This window comes from Streptomyces panacea (assembly GCF_040560175.1).
Classification (GTDB): Bacteria; Actinomycetota; Actinomycetes; order Streptomycetales; family Streptomycetaceae; genus Streptomyces; species Streptomyces panacea.
The window spans coordinates 31,395-46,097 of sequence record NZ_JARJHW010000022.1 but is presented as its reverse complement, the minus strand read 5'-3'; the positions used below and the strand labels follow the sequence as shown (position 1 = coordinate 46,097).

The 14,703-nt window shown below is 70.9% G+C and carries 14 protein-coding genes; 8 read left to right on the top strand and 6 right to left on the bottom strand.

Annotation, left to right across the window (positions count from 1 at the left end; all coding sequences use genetic code 11):
* Positions 1–112 precede the first annotated feature (112 nt).
* The 5 genes from P3L51_RS08390 (at position 113) to P3L51_RS08370 (ending at position 4,702) form a co-directional block, all read left to right on the top strand.
* Positions 113–874 carry an SDR family oxidoreductase gene (locus P3L51_RS08390; protein ID WP_354604457.1) on the top strand — a complete coding sequence of 254 codons (762 nt, stop codon included), beginning with the start codon at positions 113–115 and terminating at the stop codon, positions 872–874.
* A gap of 17 nt (positions 875–891) precedes the next feature.
* Complete coding sequence (locus P3L51_RS08385; RefSeq protein WP_354604456.1) at positions 892–1,668, top strand: SDR family oxidoreductase; 777 nt, start codon at positions 892–894, stop codon at positions 1,666–1,668.
* A gap of 107 nt (positions 1,669–1,775) precedes the next feature.
* Positions 1,776–3,356 (top strand): ABC transporter substrate-binding protein, encoded by a 1,581-nt coding sequence (locus P3L51_RS08380; RefSeq protein ID WP_354604455.1) that lies wholly within the window; start codon positions 1,776–1,778, stop codon positions 3,354–3,356.
* A gap of 79 nt (positions 3,357–3,435) precedes the next feature.
* On the top strand, positions 3,436–4,119 hold the full coding sequence (locus tag P3L51_RS08375; RefSeq protein ID WP_354604454.1) for a uracil-DNA glycosylase: 684 nt from the start codon (positions 3,436–3,438) through the stop codon (positions 4,117–4,119).
* 121 nt (positions 4,120–4,240) lie between these two features.
* Entirely contained in the window at positions 4,241–4,702 is a 462-nt protein-coding gene (locus P3L51_RS08370; protein ID WP_354604453.1) for a hypothetical protein, read from the top strand.
* A gap of 58 nt (positions 4,703–4,760) precedes the next feature.
* Here P3L51_RS08370 and P3L51_RS08365 read toward each other — a convergent pair whose 3' ends face one another.
* Positions 4,761–5,204: a hypothetical protein gene (locus P3L51_RS08365; RefSeq protein ID WP_354604452.1), complete on the bottom strand. Its 444-nt coding sequence runs from the start codon at positions 5,202–5,204 to the stop codon at positions 4,761–4,763.
* A gap of 252 nt (positions 5,205–5,456) precedes the next feature.
* On the opposite strand from P3L51_RS08365, the gene P3L51_RS08360 reads away from it, so the two are divergent.
* The gene (locus tag P3L51_RS08360) at positions 5,457–6,362 is read left to right on the top strand and encodes a Gfo/Idh/MocA family protein (protein ID WP_354604451.1); all 906 of its coding nucleotides are present in this window, start codon (positions 5,457–5,459) and stop codon (positions 6,360–6,362) included.
* Here the strand turns inward: P3L51_RS08360 and lnt are convergent.
* The 5 genes from lnt to P3L51_RS08335 all read right to left on the bottom strand — a co-directional run bounded on the left by lnt (position 6,286) and on the right by P3L51_RS08335 (position 10,278).
* Positions 6,286–7,896 carry an apolipoprotein N-acyltransferase gene (gene lnt, locus P3L51_RS08355; RefSeq protein ID WP_354604450.1) on the bottom strand — a complete coding sequence of 537 codons (1,611 nt, stop codon included), beginning with the start codon at positions 7,894–7,896 and terminating at the stop codon, positions 6,286–6,288. The two genes, P3L51_RS08360 and lnt, sit on opposite strands and share 77 nt — an antisense overlap.
* Positions 7,897–8,017: 121 nt before the next feature.
* Complete coding sequence (locus tag P3L51_RS08350; protein WP_354604449.1) at positions 8,018–8,476, bottom strand: nuclear transport factor 2 family protein; 459 nt, start codon at positions 8,474–8,476, stop codon at positions 8,018–8,020.
* Between the two features lie 241 nt (positions 8,477–8,717).
* Positions 8,718–8,888, bottom strand: a complete 171-nt coding sequence (locus P3L51_RS08345; protein WP_023543147.1) for a hypothetical protein — start codon at positions 8,886–8,888, stop codon at positions 8,718–8,720.
* A gap of 205 nt (positions 8,889–9,093) precedes the next feature.
* Positions 9,094–9,366: a DUF4873 domain-containing protein gene (locus P3L51_RS08340; RefSeq protein WP_354604448.1), complete on the bottom strand. Its 273-nt coding sequence runs from the start codon at positions 9,364–9,366 to the stop codon at positions 9,094–9,096.
* A 39-nt stretch (positions 9,367–9,405) separates the two neighbouring features.
* Complete coding sequence (locus tag P3L51_RS08335) at positions 9,406–10,278, bottom strand: undecaprenyl-diphosphate phosphatase (RefSeq protein ID WP_354604447.1); 873 nt, start codon at positions 10,276–10,278, stop codon at positions 9,406–9,408.
* Positions 10,279–10,618: 340 nt separating this feature from the next.
* Between P3L51_RS08335 and P3L51_RS08330 the strand changes: the two genes are divergently transcribed.
* Together P3L51_RS08330 and scpA are read left to right on the top strand one after the other, a co-directional pair.
* The gene (locus P3L51_RS08330) at positions 10,619–12,499 is read left to right on the top strand and encodes a methylmalonyl-CoA mutase family protein (protein WP_354604446.1); all 1,881 of its coding nucleotides are present in this window, start codon (positions 10,619–10,621) and stop codon (positions 12,497–12,499) included.
* Complete coding sequence (gene scpA, locus P3L51_RS08325) at positions 12,496–14,703, top strand: methylmalonyl-CoA mutase (RefSeq protein ID WP_354604445.1); 2,208 nt, start codon at positions 12,496–12,498, stop codon at positions 14,701–14,703. The genes P3L51_RS08330 and scpA overlap by 4 nt, the downstream gene beginning before the upstream one ends.

Here is a 14,703-nt window from a genome sequence, read left to right as displayed (position 1 = left end):
TGGGCCGTTGACACCGGGTGTCAGGGCTTCTAGCGTCACGGCAGCTGAATACTAAGCGGTCGCTCAGTGCTCTCGCGCCGGACGCCGCGATCCAAGGACGAGGAGAAGCAGCATGTCCACCACCGAGCAGCGTGTCGCCGTCGTGACCGGGGCGGCGCGGGGCATTGGCGCCGCGACCGCGGTACGTCTCGCGGCCGAGGGCCGGGCCGTCGCCGTACTCGACCTGGACGAGGCGGCCTGCGCGGAGACCGTCGGCACCATCACCGCGGCGGGCGGCAAGGCCCTCGCCGTCGGCGGTGACGTCTCCGACGCCGCCCAGGTGGAGGCCGCCGTCGCGCGCGTCGCCGCCGAGCTGGGCGCGCCCACGATCCTCGTCAACAACGCGGGCGTGCTGCGCGACAACCTCCTCTTCAAGATGAGCGAGTCCGACTGGGACACCGTGATGAACGTGCACCTCAAGGGCGCCTTCCTGATGGCCCGCGCCTGCCAGGCGCACATGGTGGACGCGAAGTTCGGCCGTATCGTCAACCTGTCCTCCAGCTCGGCGCTCGGCAACCGGGGCCAGGCCAACTACGCCGCGGTCAAGGCCGGCCTCCAGGGCTTCACCAAGACCCTGGCCAAGGAACTCGGCAAGTTCGGCGTCACCGCGAACGCCGTCGCCCCCGGGTTCATCGTCACCGAGATGACCGCGGGGACCGCTGCCCGCGTCGGCATGGGCTTCGAGGACTTCCAGGCGGCGGCGGCCACCCAGATCCCGGTCCAGCGGGTCGGTGTCCCCGACGACATCGCGAACGCGATCGCCTTCTTCACGGGCGAGGACGCCGGATTCGTCTCCGGCCAGGTGCTGTACGTCGCCGGCGGACCCCTCAACTGAACCGGAGAGTGAGCGACATGACGCAGCAGTCGAAGGACAGCGGCCGGCCCGACAGCGGCAAGGTCGCGCTGATCACGGGCGCCAGCCGGGGCATCGGATACGGCATCGCCGAGGCGCTCGTCGCCCGCGGCGACCGGGTGTGCATCACCGGACGCGGCGAGGACGCGCTCAAGGAGGCGGTGGAGCGGCTGGGCGCGGACCGCGTGATCGGCTTCCCCGGCAAGGCGCACGACGAGAGCCACCAGGCCGCCGCGGTCGACCGCGTCATGGAGGAGTTCGGCCGCGTCGACTATCTGGTGAACAACGCGGGAACGAATCCGGTGTTCGGCCCGATGGCCGATCTGGATCTCAACGTCGCGCGCAAGGTCTACGAGACCAACGTCATCTCGGCCCTGGGCTTCGCCCAGCTGACCTGGCGCGCCTGGCAGAAGGACCACGGTGGTGCGATCGTGAACATCGCGTCGGTCGCGGGGGTGTCCGCCTCGCCGTTCATCGGCGCGTACGGGATGAGCAAGGCGGCGATGGTCAATCTGACCCTCCAGCTGGCCCATGAGTTCGCGCCCGGCGTGCGGGTCAACGCCATCGCGCCGGCTGTGGTCAAGACCAAGTTCGCGCAGGCGATCTACGAGGGCCGGGAGGCCGAGGCCGCCGCCGCCTACCCGCTGGGGCGCCTCGGGGTACCGGAGGACGTCGGCGGCGCGGCGGCGTTCCTCACGTCCGACCAGTCGGACTGGATCACCGGGCAGACGCTGGTCGTCGACGGCGGAATTTTCCTCAACGCCGGCGTGCACTGACACGTTTTGTGTACAAATGCTCCAAGTGCCCCATCGGACATGCATATTGAACCGATGGGGCGCTGCGGTATGGTCGGCCGACTCGTGGCTGAACAAGGAGCGTGCACGTGTTCAACCGGACCAGATTGCAGGCGACTGCAGCCCTCGCGTCCATATCCCTGCTGGCCGGATGTGGCTTGTTTTCGGCGGACAGCGCCGACGGGGATCGCAAGATCACGATCGGCACCACCAGTGAGCCGAGCACGCTCGACCCGGCCGCCGCGTGGGACAACTCCTGGGAGCTGTACCGCAACGTCTTCCAGACCCTGGTCGCGTTCCCCACCGGCAGCACGACTCCACAGCCCGACGCCGCCGACAACTGCAAATTCACGGACTCGACGAACAAGGTCTACCGCTGCCAGCTGCGCGAAGGACTGACGTTCTCCAACGGCAACAAGCTCGATGCCGACGCCGTCAAGCACTCGTTCGACCGTATCGTGAAGATCAACGTGAACGGCGGTCCCAACGGACTCCTCGCGTCCCTCGACGGCGTCACCACCGACGGCGATCTGACCGTCACGTTCAACCTGAACAAGCCCGACGCCACGTTCCCGTTCGTCCTCGCCGCCCCCGCCATGTCCATCGTCGACCCGGCGGAGTACCCGGCGGGCAAGCTCAGGGATGACGGAAAACTGACTGGATCCGGCCCCTACACGCTTGAGTCGTACACGGCGGGCAGCGACGCCGAACTGGCCGAGAACACTCGCTACAAGGGCTTCGCCGACCGCAAGAACAAAGCCGTCAGGATCCAGTACTTCCAGGACTCCGACAAGATGTTCGGAGCCCTGAAGAACAAGGAGATCGACGTCATCTACCGAGGCCTGACCTCGGAGGAAGTCGTCGAACTCGAACAGAAGAAGGACGAGAACGACCACCTTCAGCTGATCGAGACCGTCGGCGCCGACATCCGCTACCTGGTGTTCAACCCCAAGGACGCGTCGGCGGCGAAGCTGCCCGTGCGACAGGCGGTGGCCCAGGTGGTCGACCGCGACGCGCTGGTGGCCAAGGTCTACCAGGGCACGGCCGAGCCCCTGTACTCGATGGTCCCCAAGGGCATCTCCGGGCACGCCACGAGCTTCTTCGACAAGTACGGCGACCCGGATGTCGACAAGGCGCGCTCCATCCTTCAGGACGCCGGCATCGACACGCCCGTGCCGCTGACCCTCTGGTTCACGACCGACCGTTACGGCTCCGGCACGGTGGCCGAGTTCGCGGAACTCAAGCGCCAGCTCGAAGCCTCCGGCCTCTTCAGGATCACCCTGAAGAGCAAGCCCTGGAAGGACTTCCAGGCGGGCTACCAGAAGGGCGAGTACCCGGTCTTCGGCCGTGGCTGGTTCCCCGACTTCCCGGACCCGGACAACTTCGTGGCCCCCTTCGTCGGCAAGAACAACGCGCTCAGCACCCCCTACGAGAACTCCGAGATCACCGACGACCTGCTGCCGCAGTCGCGGCGCGAGAGCGACCGCGGCGCCGTGATCCAGCAGTTCGAGCGCGCCCAGGAGATCTTCGTCGACGACGTGCGGCTGCTGCCGCTGTGGCAGGGCAAGCTCTACGTCGCGGCGTCCGAGGAGATCAGCGGCGGCGAGCGGGCGCTCGACCCGCAGACGGTCATGCAGCTCTGGGAGTTCAGCCGCAAGGCCAGCTGGTAGTCGCCCGCAGCCGCGATTGTCAGTGGTCACCGGTAGGTTCAGGAGTGGACCAACTGATCGCTTACCGGAGGTTGTTCACGTGACCGACACCGACATGCTGCCCGAATCCTGGCGCGGCGTCCTCGGCGACGAGCTGCAGAAGCCCTACTTCAAGGAGCTCACCGAGTTCGTCGAGGAAGAGCGGTCGAAGGGGCCGGTCTACCCCCCGCGCGACGAGGTGTTCGCCGCGCTCGACGCCACGCCGTACGACCAGGTGAAGGTCCTGGTCCTCGGCCAGGATCCGTATCACGGAGAGGGGCAGGGACACGGCCTCTGCTTCTCGGTGCGGCCCGGTGTGCGCACACCTCCCTCCTTGCGGAACATCTACAAGGAGATGAAGGAGGAGCTGGGCCACCCGGTCCCCGACAACGGATATCTGATGCCGTGGGCGGAGCAGGGCGTGCTGCTGCTCAACGCCGTTCTCACGGTGCGGGCCGGCGAGGCCAACTCGCACAAGGGCAAGGGCTGGGAGCAGATGACGGACGCGGTGATCCGCGCCGTGGACGCCCGGCCGGATCCCGCGGTCTTCGTGCTCTGGGGTGCCTACGCGCAGAAGAAGCTGCCGCTGATCGACGAGACACGGCACGTGGTGGTCAAGGGCGCGCACCCGTCGCCGCTGTCGGCGAAGAAGTTCTTCGGCTCCCGCCCCTTCACACAGATCAACGAGGCTATCGCCGCGCAGGGACACAAGGCGATCGACTGGCGCGTCCCCGACCTGGGCTGACCCGGCCCCGCCGCGCCCGGCGGTCCGCGCCGGGCGGGTGAGCCTGTGCGCGATTGCCGGTCGCTGCGGTTAGCGTCGGGCCGGACGGGATCGACCGGACGGGCGCGGGAGGCGGCAGGCGATGGAGCAGCGCGAGGTGTCGGAGGACGCCGTCCTGACCAGGATCGGCCAGGCGGTCATGCTGCTCCACGGCGGTGACCGCGAGGAGGCGCGCAACCGGTTCGGCGAGCTGTGGGCCGAGATCGGTGAATCGGGGGACCCGCTCCACCGCTGCACGCTCGCGCACTACATGGCGGACACCCAGGACGACCCCGGCGACGAACTCGCCTGGGACCTGCGCGCCCTGACCGCGGCCGAGGGCCCGGCCACTGCCGGTACCTCCTCGGCGGTACGGGCCTTCTACCCCTCGCTCCATCTCAACCTCGCCGCCGACTACCTGAAGCTCCGGCGCCCCGACGCGGCACGGCTCCATCTCTCCCGGGCGCGCGCCGCGGTGAACGTGCTCGGCGACGACGGGTACGGCGACGGCGTACGGACAGCGATCGGCCGGCTGGAGCGGCAGCTGCTGGACGACAGGCCCTAGATCCGGGCCGGTCGAGGTGTCGTGACACCGGTTCGACCCGCGGATGCGCCGGGATCGGTCAGTCGCCGTACGTCCGCTCGCAGATACGGCTCTCCGGGCTGCCCGGCGCCCAGCCGCCGTAGCGCGTACCGAGCGCGCACAGCCCCGTTCCCCTGTCCGGCGGCGGCGTCGGAGCCGCCCGGACCGGGGGTGCGGATGGCGCCGGCGGTCGTACGGCCGTACGACGGCGGGGCGGCTCGGGCGGCGGCCCCACCCCGGTCCCCGCCACGGCAGATCGAGTCGGGGGCGTACGCCGGGGTGGCCCCGCGGCCTCCAGAACCTCGCGCGCCGGCGGCTGCACGATCTGCGGCTCCACGGCGCCGGACGCCGGGGCCTCACGTACGGCCCCGACGCCCGGCCCGGCACCGGCCCCCGCCCCGGGCTCCACGGCCACACAGGCCGAGGTCCCGCCGACCGCCACACCGAGCAGGAGCAGTGCTGTCGTTCTCGTCCGCCGCGTCACCCGGCCAACTCTGCCGCCCGCCCGGCACGTCGGGGCCGCAATCGCGCGGTGTGACCCGCACGGGTGACACGGCCCGCCCAGGTATTGCCGCCGTCGACCCGCCCGGCCCCGGCGTCCCGCCGCGCGGGTTCGCGGGCGTCACCGACCGGCGGCCCCCGCGGCGCCCGTATGCTGCGGATCAGGGTCCGCGTGACGGACCCTCGCGCACCCGCGCGTGAGACGGAACCGCGGCAAGGCGACAGGGAGACCCACGTGAAGGTCGGCTGCATAGGGCTCGGCGACATCGCCCAGAAGGCGTATCTGCCGGTGCTCACCACGCTGCCCGGGACCGAGCTGCATCTGCAGACCCGCACCCCGGCCACCCTCACGCGGGTCGGCGACGCCCACCACATCCCCGACGAGCGGCGCCACACCGACCTCGATTCGCTGCTCGGCCAGGGCCTGGACGCCGCGTTCGTCCACGCGCCGACCTCCGCCCACGCCGAGATCGTCACCCGCCTGCTCGATGCCGGTGTGCCGACCTTCGTCGACAAGCCCCTCGCGTACGAACTCGCGGACTCCGAGCGGCTGGTGGCCCTCGCCGAGGAGCGCGGGACGAGCCTGGCCGTCGGTTTCAACCGGCGCTTCGCCCCCGCCTACGCGCAGTGCCTTGAACACCCACGCGACCTGATCCTCATGCAGAAGAACCGTGTCGGACTGCCCGAGGACGCCCGCACGCTCGTCCTGGACGACTTCATCCATGTCGTGGACACCCTGCGCTTCCTTCTCCCCGGCCCGGTCGAGCACATCGACGTCCGCGCCCGGACCCGCGAGGGCCTGACCGAGCACGTCATGCTCCAGCTCTCCGGCGACGGCTTCACCGCCATCGGCATGATGAACCGGATGAACGGCTCGACCGAGGAGATCCTCGAAGTCTCCGGACAGGACACCAAGCGGGCCGTCCACCACCTCGCCGAGATCGTCGACCACAAGGGCCAGCCCAGCGTCCGCAGGCGCGGCGACTGGGTGTCGGTGGCCCGGCAGCGCGGTATCGAGCAGTGTGTGCTGACATTCCTGGACGCGGTACGCGCCGGGAAGACGCTCAGTGCCCGGGACGCTCTGCTGACGCACGAGCTGTGTGAACAGGTGGTTCTGGCGGTACGGGCACAGGCCGCCTGAGCGCGCGGACGCCCTCGGCGGCGCACAGGGCCGCCAGCACGGCAAGCGCGCCGTAAAGGGGCCAGTCGCCGTAGCGGACGTACGCGGTGGTGCCGCGCGCCAGCGGCAGCTCGTACACGGCGCTCGCGCCGCTGTCCGTGCCGAGCGGGGCGCCGACCCGCTCGCCCTCCGGGCCGTACACCGCGCTCATGCCCGTGAGCGTGGCGTGCACCGTCGGACGGCCCGTCTCGGCCGCCCGCAGCGCGGCCAGCGAGGCGTGCTGCTCCGGTGCCCAGCTCCGCTGGAAGGACGATGTCGAGGACTGCGCGACGAGCAACTGCGCGCCGTCCCCGGCCAGTCGCCGGCTCATGTCGGGGAACGCCGACTCGAAGCAGATCAGCGGGCCGAGCCGCAGCCCGCCCCGCCCCTCGCCGGGCAGCACCATGACCACCTGGCGGGTGCCGCGCCTGCGGTCCTCGCCCGCCGCCTTGCCCACCGACGTCGCCCAGCCGAGCGCCGCGCGCGCCGGGACGTACTCGCCGAACGGCACCAGCCGCATCTTGTCGTAGCGGTCACCCGTCGGACCGTTCGGACCCACCAGCACGGCACTCTTGAAGATCCCGGTGCGCCCCGCCGCGTCCGTGCCCGCAGCGTCCACGTTGACCAGGATCTCGGCGCCGACCTGGCGCGACAGCACGGCGATGCGCGCCGCGAGATCGGGCCGGGTGGCCAGATCGTGGCCGACGCTGCTCTCGCCCCACACCACGAGATCGAGATCCCGGCCGGCCAGCGAGCGGGTCAGCTCCTCGCTGTGGTCGAAGCGCCGCTCGACGCTGTCGGGACCGCCGAAGACACCGGGCTGGACGACGGCGACACGCGCCTGCCCCGAGTATTCCGGGCGTGGCGCCCACAGCCACGCGGAGGTCACGGCGACGGCGGATGCCGCGAGCCCCGCGACGGCGACCGTACGGGCCGTGGACACCGTGAGCAGCACGGTCAGCGCGGTGTTCACGGTGACCACCAGAAGGGTCACCAGCCATACGCCGCCCACCGAGGCGAGCCGCAGCGCGGGGGCGACCTCCCACTGGGCGGCCCCCAGCAGCCCCCAGGGACCGCCCAGGCCCTCGAACGACCGCACGGTCTCGATCATCAGCCAGCCCGACGGCACCACCGCCAGCGCGGCGGCCGCACGCCGGGGTGAGGGGCGCCCGCCGAGCAGCAGGCGGACCAGCCAGCCCCACGGGGCCCACAGCAGCCCCAGCAGCCCGGCCAGCAACACGATGAACACATGGAGGCTCGGCATGAGCCAGTGATGGACGGCGAGCATGAAGCCCAGCCCGCCGAGCCAGCCGTCCAGGGCCGCGCGGCGGCCCGTCGGAGCCGTACGTACCAGCAGCATCCACGGCACGAGAGCCCCGTACGCGAGCCACCAGAGGCCCGGTTCGGGGAAGGAGAGCGCGGGCAGCGCGCCGGCCGTCACGGCCGCGGCGCCGCGCCACACCGGTGAAGTCGAGCGGCGGCCCCAGATCTCCCGCCGGCCGGCCGGAACCCGCATGCCGCGCCTCCTCGTGCCGCCCGATCCGCCCGTCCGCCCCTGAGCGGTGCTTCCCGATCAGTGTGCGGGAGAGGGGGCGTACGACGACAGAGCGCCCCCGGCGCGTCAGCCCCGCGCGCCGTCAGCCCTCGGTGGTGACACCCGCGCCGCGTCGCGCCCGCTCCCGCGCCACGACGCTGTGCAGCCGCCATCCGTCGTCGGTGCGGGAGAGGCCGAACGTGTAACGGCCGATGGCGGCCGTCTCCTCACCGGACTCCGGGAACATCGTGCTCAGGCAGTCGGCCCGTACCTCGGCGCGGTCGCCCGGATATCCGCCGAGGTCCTGGAAGCTCAGCCGGCGGTTGCCGATCAGGTGCTGGCGTACGGGAAAACGGCCCAGGACACCGGCGAGCCAGTCCGCCACCTCGGCGGCCGACCCCTCGATTCCACCGGCGGCACGGTGGTCGGCGCGCCCGTCGGGAGTGAAGAGGGCGAGAAAGCCGGGCCAGTCCGAATCGTCCACGGCCATCGCGTAACCGCTGATCACCTCATCGATGGCCAGTTGGTCCATCACGGTCGCGAGATCCACACGCTGCGTCATCGGGTCAGTCTCCGGCAGCGGAGGCCCCAGGCCAAGGGCTGAACGGATCTGTCGATCATCCGGTCCATGAGATCGGCCGGTATCGCGTCGTACGGCTCGCCCCCGCCCGGCCCGCACGGAGAAGGCACCGGTCGGAGAAGGCACCGGCCATGAGAGAGGCCCGGCCACGCGGTGACACCGCGTGACCGGGCCTGACGTCCGGCTTTCGTTACGCGCCTCCGCGCGGGAGCCCGGACAGGGACTAAGCGGCTTCGTCGACCGAGTCGTGCAAGGCCGCCGCCCATTCCAGCAGCAGGACTTCGTACTCCTCGGCCGGCCACGTGCCGTCGGCGGCGTCGACCAGGGCGCGGATGCGCTCGTTGGCCGCGACGGCGCCGGACGCCGCGGGAGCGGAGGAGGAAGTTGTGGACATACGGCAACCGTACGGGCCGCCGCGAGGTTCCCGGGCCGTTCGGCGAGCGGCATAGCTCACACGCCGACAGGGCAACCCCACGGAGCGTCAGCTCCGATCCCAGTGCCACCAAGGGTTTCGCGCGCCATCCGGCGGCGCGGGCACGTGCCACGGGCAAACGTGTCCTTCGGCACACCGTGCGCACACAACTGCCCCGGGGGGAAGGTCAGAAGGGGATGTCGCCACTCCCGGAGATCCTCATCCGCCCGCTGCCGATGGCGGTACGGGTGGCCAGCACGCTGCCCTCCCGCCCGTCGGGCAGCCGGATCCGCATGCCGTCGTCGGCCGAGGGCTCGTAGAGACCGTCCGCCACCCCTTCGGTCTGGACGCTGCCGCCCCACGACCCGAGCGCGCCGGACCGGTCGCCACTGAGGGTGGCCACGACCGGGATCTCGGAGTCGCCGACGATGAGGGTCGCCGGTCCCTGATAGTTACTCATGGCGTCAGTGTGTGCCCCCGCGCGGCCTTTCCCGTCCGGTCAGCCGCCGGAATCGCCCGCGTGCGGGCTCAGGGTGTCCGTACCGACCAGGATGAACAGCGCGATGCCGAGCAGGATCCGGTAGATCACGAACGGCATGAAGCTCTTGGTGGTGATGAACTTCATGAACCACGCGATGACGGCGTATCCGACGATGAAGGCGACGATCGTCGCGAAGATCGTCGGCCCCCACGAGACGTGCCCCTCGCCCGCGTCCTTCAACTCGAAGGCCCCCGAGGCCAGTACGGCCGGGACGGCCAGCAGGAACGAGTAACGCGCCGCCGCCTCACGGGTGTAGCCCATCAGCAGTCCACCGCTGATCGTCGCACCCGACCGCGAGACACCCGGAATCAGCGCCAGGGCCTGGCAGAACCCGAAGATCAGACCGTCCTTGACGCCCAGTTCCTTCAGCGACTTGCGCTCCTTGACGGCGCGGTGCTTGCCGCCGGCCTCGTCACGCGCGGCCAGCCGGTCCGCGATGCCGAGGACGATGCCCATCACGATCAACGTCGTCGCGATCAGCCGCAGATCACGGAACGGCCCCTCGATGTGGTCCTTGAACGCCAGCCCGAGCACACCGATCGGGATCGAGCCGACGATCACCAGCCAGCCCATCTTCGCGTCGTGGTCGGAGCGCATCGCCTTGTCCGTCAGCGAGCGGAACCAGGCCGACACGATCCTGGCGATGTCCTTGCGGAAGTAGATGAGGACCGCCGCCTCCGTACCGATCTGGGTGATCGCGGTGAACGCCGCACCCGGGTCGTGCCAGCCCGCGAAGGCGGCCGTCAGCCGCAGATGCGCGCTGGAGGAGATGGGCAGGAACTCGGTCAGCCCCTGGACGAGTCCGAGGATGAGTGATTCGAACCAAGACATTGGGTGCTACGCCATCCAAGAAAAGATCGTGCACCGGCCGGTGCGAACACGGGGCAGTGGCGGGTTGCGGACTGATAAATCGGCGCGCGGAAATCGCTCATCCGTGCGGGGGTGTGGAGGGGCATCACGCGCCGGTCTGGGGCAGCGTAGCCGCTGCGGATTACGGGACGGCGCCAACCCCCTGCCCCCGGCGCGGAACACGCGGAACCGACGAGGATACGAGGAGAGGAGAGGGCGGCGGGGGCGCATCGGGTGGCAGTCAGGGGGCGTAAGGGGGCGAGGGAAAGGTCACATCGGTTCCACCTGCTAACCGCCGAATGGGCTGCCCTAACATCTCGGCATGACGCTCCTGCCCGACAGCGGGCTTTCGCTGGCAGCCGAGTTCCCCGCACCGACCCATGAGCAGTGGCAGGGCCTGGTGGAGGGGGTACTCCGGAAATCCGGTCGGGACGTCTCGGGAACCGCCGCCGAGGACGCACTGTCGACATCGATCGAAGCCGGACTGACCACCCGTCCCCTCTACACCGCGGCCGACGACCCGGGCGACGGCGGCCTGCCGGGCTTCGCGCCCTTCACCCGGGGCGGCACCCCCGGCGGCCCCGCGCCCGGCGGCTGGGACGTACGACAGCGCCACGCGCGCACCGACCCGGCGCGCACCAACGACGCCGTACTGGAAGACCTGGCCAACGGCACCACCTCGCTGTGGCTGGCGGTGGGAGAGGCGGGCGTACCCGTCTCCGGTCTGGCCGACGCCCTCGACGGTGTCTATCTCGACCTCGCCCCGATCGCGCTCGACGCGGGCGACGAATTCCCCGCCGCCGCCGCCGAGTTGCTGCGCCTGTACGACGAACGCGACGTCCCCCGGGACGAGGCGCGCGGCACCCTCGGCGCCGACCCGCTCGGCCGCCTCGCCCGTACCGGCGACGAGGCCCCCGGACTCCGGGGCGCCGCCGCCGAACTCGCCGGGCTGTGCCACCGGGAGTATCCCGGACTGCGGGCCCTCGTCGTCGACGCCCTGCCCTACCACGAGGCGGGCGGCTCGGCGGCGCAGGAACTCGGTTGCTCGCTCGCCGCGGGCGTCGCCGCCCTGCGCGACCTCGACGCCGCCGGGCTCTCCGTCGAAGCGGCCTGCGGCCAACTGGAGTTCAGGTACGCCGCGACCGCCGACCAGTTCCTCACCATCGCCAAACTGCGCGCCGCGCGCAGGCTGTGGGGCCGGGTCGCCGAGGTGAGCGGAGCGGGACCGGCCGGCGCCGCACAGCGCCAACACGCCGTGACGTCCTCGGCGATGATGACCCGTCGTGACCCGTGGGTGAACATGCTGCGCACCACGGTCGCCTCGCTGGCCGCCGGGGTCGGCGGCGCCGATTCCGTGACCGTGCTGCCCTTCGACCACACCCTCGGACTCCCCGACGGCTTCGCCCGCCGCATCGCCCGCAACACCTCGACCATCCTCATCGAGGAGTCCCACCTCGGCCGCGTCATCGACCCGGCGGGCGGCTCCTGGTACGTCGAGCGGCTCACCGACGAACTCGCGCACGCCGCCTGGGCCTGGTTCCAGGAGATCGAACGGGCCGGCGGCCAGCGCGCCGCGCTGCGCGCCGGCCTGATCGCCGACCGCCTCGCCGGGACCTGGGCGGCCCGCTCCGAGAAGCTGGCCCGCCGCCGCGAACCGGTCACCGGCGTCAGCGAGTTCCCCCAGCTGGCCGAGGCACCCGTCGTACGCGACGCGGCGCCCCCGGCCGCGACCGGCGGACTGCCCACCGTCCACCGCGACGACGCCTTCGAGACCCTGCGGTCCCGCTCCGACGCGCACCTCGCGTCGACCGGCGCCCGCCCCCGCGTCCTGCTGGCGGCGCTCGGCCCGGCCGCCGCGCACACGGCGCGCGCGACCTTCGCGTCGAACCTCTTCCAGTCCGGCGGCATCGAACCGGTCCACGACCCGGTCACCATCGACGCCACCACCGTCGCCGACGCGCTCACCCGCAGCGGCGCCACCATCGCCTGCCTCTGCTCCAGCGACCCGCTCTACGCCGAACAGGCCGAACAGGTCGCCGCGGCACTTAAATCGGCCGGCGCCACCCGCGTGTACCTCGCGGGACGACCCGGCGAACAGCGCGAGACCTTCACCCGGGCCGGAGTCGACGAGTTCGTCGCCGCGGGCGACGACGCCGTCGCCGTACTCTCGGCCGCCCTCGACCACCTGGGAGTGGCGCGATGACCGTCCCCGACTTCACCGGCATCGACCTGGGGCCCGCCACGGCCGCGGCCACGGGCGCGAACGAGGAACAGTGGCGCGCCGCCGTCAAGGAGAGCACCGGCAGGAGCGACGCCGACCTCGTCTGGAACACACCCGAGGGCATCGACGTCAAACCGCTGTACACCTCGCAGGACCTCGCGGGCCTCGACTTCCTCGGGACGTACCCCGGCGTCGCGCCGTATCTGCGCGGCCCCTACCCGACGATGTACGTCAACCAGCCGTGGACGATCCGTCAGTACGCCGGATTCTCCACCGCCGAGGAGTCCAACGCCTTCTACCGGCGCAACCTCGCCGCCGGGCAGAAGGGCCTGTCCGTCGCCTTCGACCTGCCGACGCACCGCGGCTACGACAGCGACCACCCGCGCGTCACCGGTGACGTCGGCATGGCCGGTGTGGCCATCGACTCGATCTACGACATGCGCCAGCTCTTCGACGGCATCCCGCTCGACCGGATGACCGTGTCGATGACGATGAACGGCGCCGTCCTGCCCGTCCTCGCGCTCTACATCGTCGCGGCGGAGGAACAGGGCGTGCCGCCCGAGAAGCTGGCCGGGACCATCCAGAACGACATCCTCAAAGAGTTCATGGTCCGCAACACCTACATCTATCCGCCCGCGCCCTCGATGCGGATCATCTCCGACATCTTCGCGTACACCTCGCAGAAGATGCCGCGCTACAACTCCATCTCCATCTCGGGCTATCACATCCAGGAAGCCGGCGCGACGGCCGATCTGGAGCTCGCCTACACCCTCGCCGACGGTGTGGAGTATCTGCGCGCCGGACTCGACGTGGGCCTCGACGTCGACGCGTTCGCGCCCCGGCTCTCCTTCTTCTGGGCCATCGGCATGAACTTCTTCATGGAGATCGCGAAACTGCGCGCGGCCCGGCTGCTCTGGGCCAGGCTCGTCAAGAAGTTCGACCCCAAGAACGCCAAGTCCCTCTCGCTGCGCACCCATTCACAGACCTCCGGCTGGTCGCTCACCGCACAGGACGTCTTCAACAACGTCCCCCGTACATGTGTCGAGGCGATGGCCGCCACCCAGGGCCACACCCAGTCGCTGCACACCAACGCACTCGACGAGGCGCTGGCCCTGCCCACCGACTTCTCCGCGCGCATCGCCCGCAACACCCAACTGCTGCTCCAGCAGGAGTCGGGCACCTGCCGCGTCATCGACCCGTGGGGCGGCAGCGCGTACGTCGAGAAGCTCACCTACGACCTCGCGCGCCGCGCCTGGCAGCACATCGAGGAGGTCGAGGCGGCCGGCGGCATGGCGCAGGCCATCGCGGAGGGCATCCCCAAGCTCCGGATCGAGGAAGCGGCGGCCCGTACCCAGGCCAGGATCGACTCCGGTCGCCAGCCCGTCATCGGCGTCAACAAGTACCTGGTCGAGACCGACGAGCAGATCGAGGTCCGATCGGTCGACAACTCCTCCGTACGGACGCAGCAGATCGCCAAGCTGCGCCGGCTCCGCGACGAGCGCGACGAGGCCGTCTGCCAGGACGCGCTGCGCGCCCTGACCGGCGCGGCCGAGGCGGGATCGACCCGGGGCCTCGACGGCAACCTGCTGGCCCTCGCCGTGAACGCGGCGCGCGCCAAGGCCACCGTCGGCGAGATCTCCGACGCCCTGGAGAAGGTGTACGGGCGGCACTCCGGCCAGATCCGTACCATCTCCGGTGTGTACAGGAACGAGGCCGGCGCGTCACCGGCGGTCGAACGGACCCGTGGCGCGGTCGAGGAGTTCGAGAAGGCCGAGGGGCGGCGCCCGCGCATCCTGGTCGCCAAGATGGGCCAGGACGGCCACGACCGCGGCCAGAAGGTCATCGCGACCGCCTTCGCCGACCTGGGCTTCGACGTCGACGTCGGCCCGCTGTTCCAGACGCCCGGCGAGGTGGCGCGGCAGGCCGTCGAGGCCGACGTGCACATCGTCGGGGTGTCGTCGCTGGCCGCCGGGCACCTCACGCTCGTGCCCGCCCTGCGTGAGGAACTCGCCAAGGAGGGCCGCGAGGACATCATGATCGTCGTCGGCGGTGTGATCCCGCCCGGGGACATCGAGGAACTGCACCGCGCGGGCGCGGCGGCCGTCTTCCCGCCCGGCACGGTCATTCCCGACGCCGCGCTCGATCTGCTCACGACCCTGACCGCCGCTCTCGGCCACGAGCGGTGA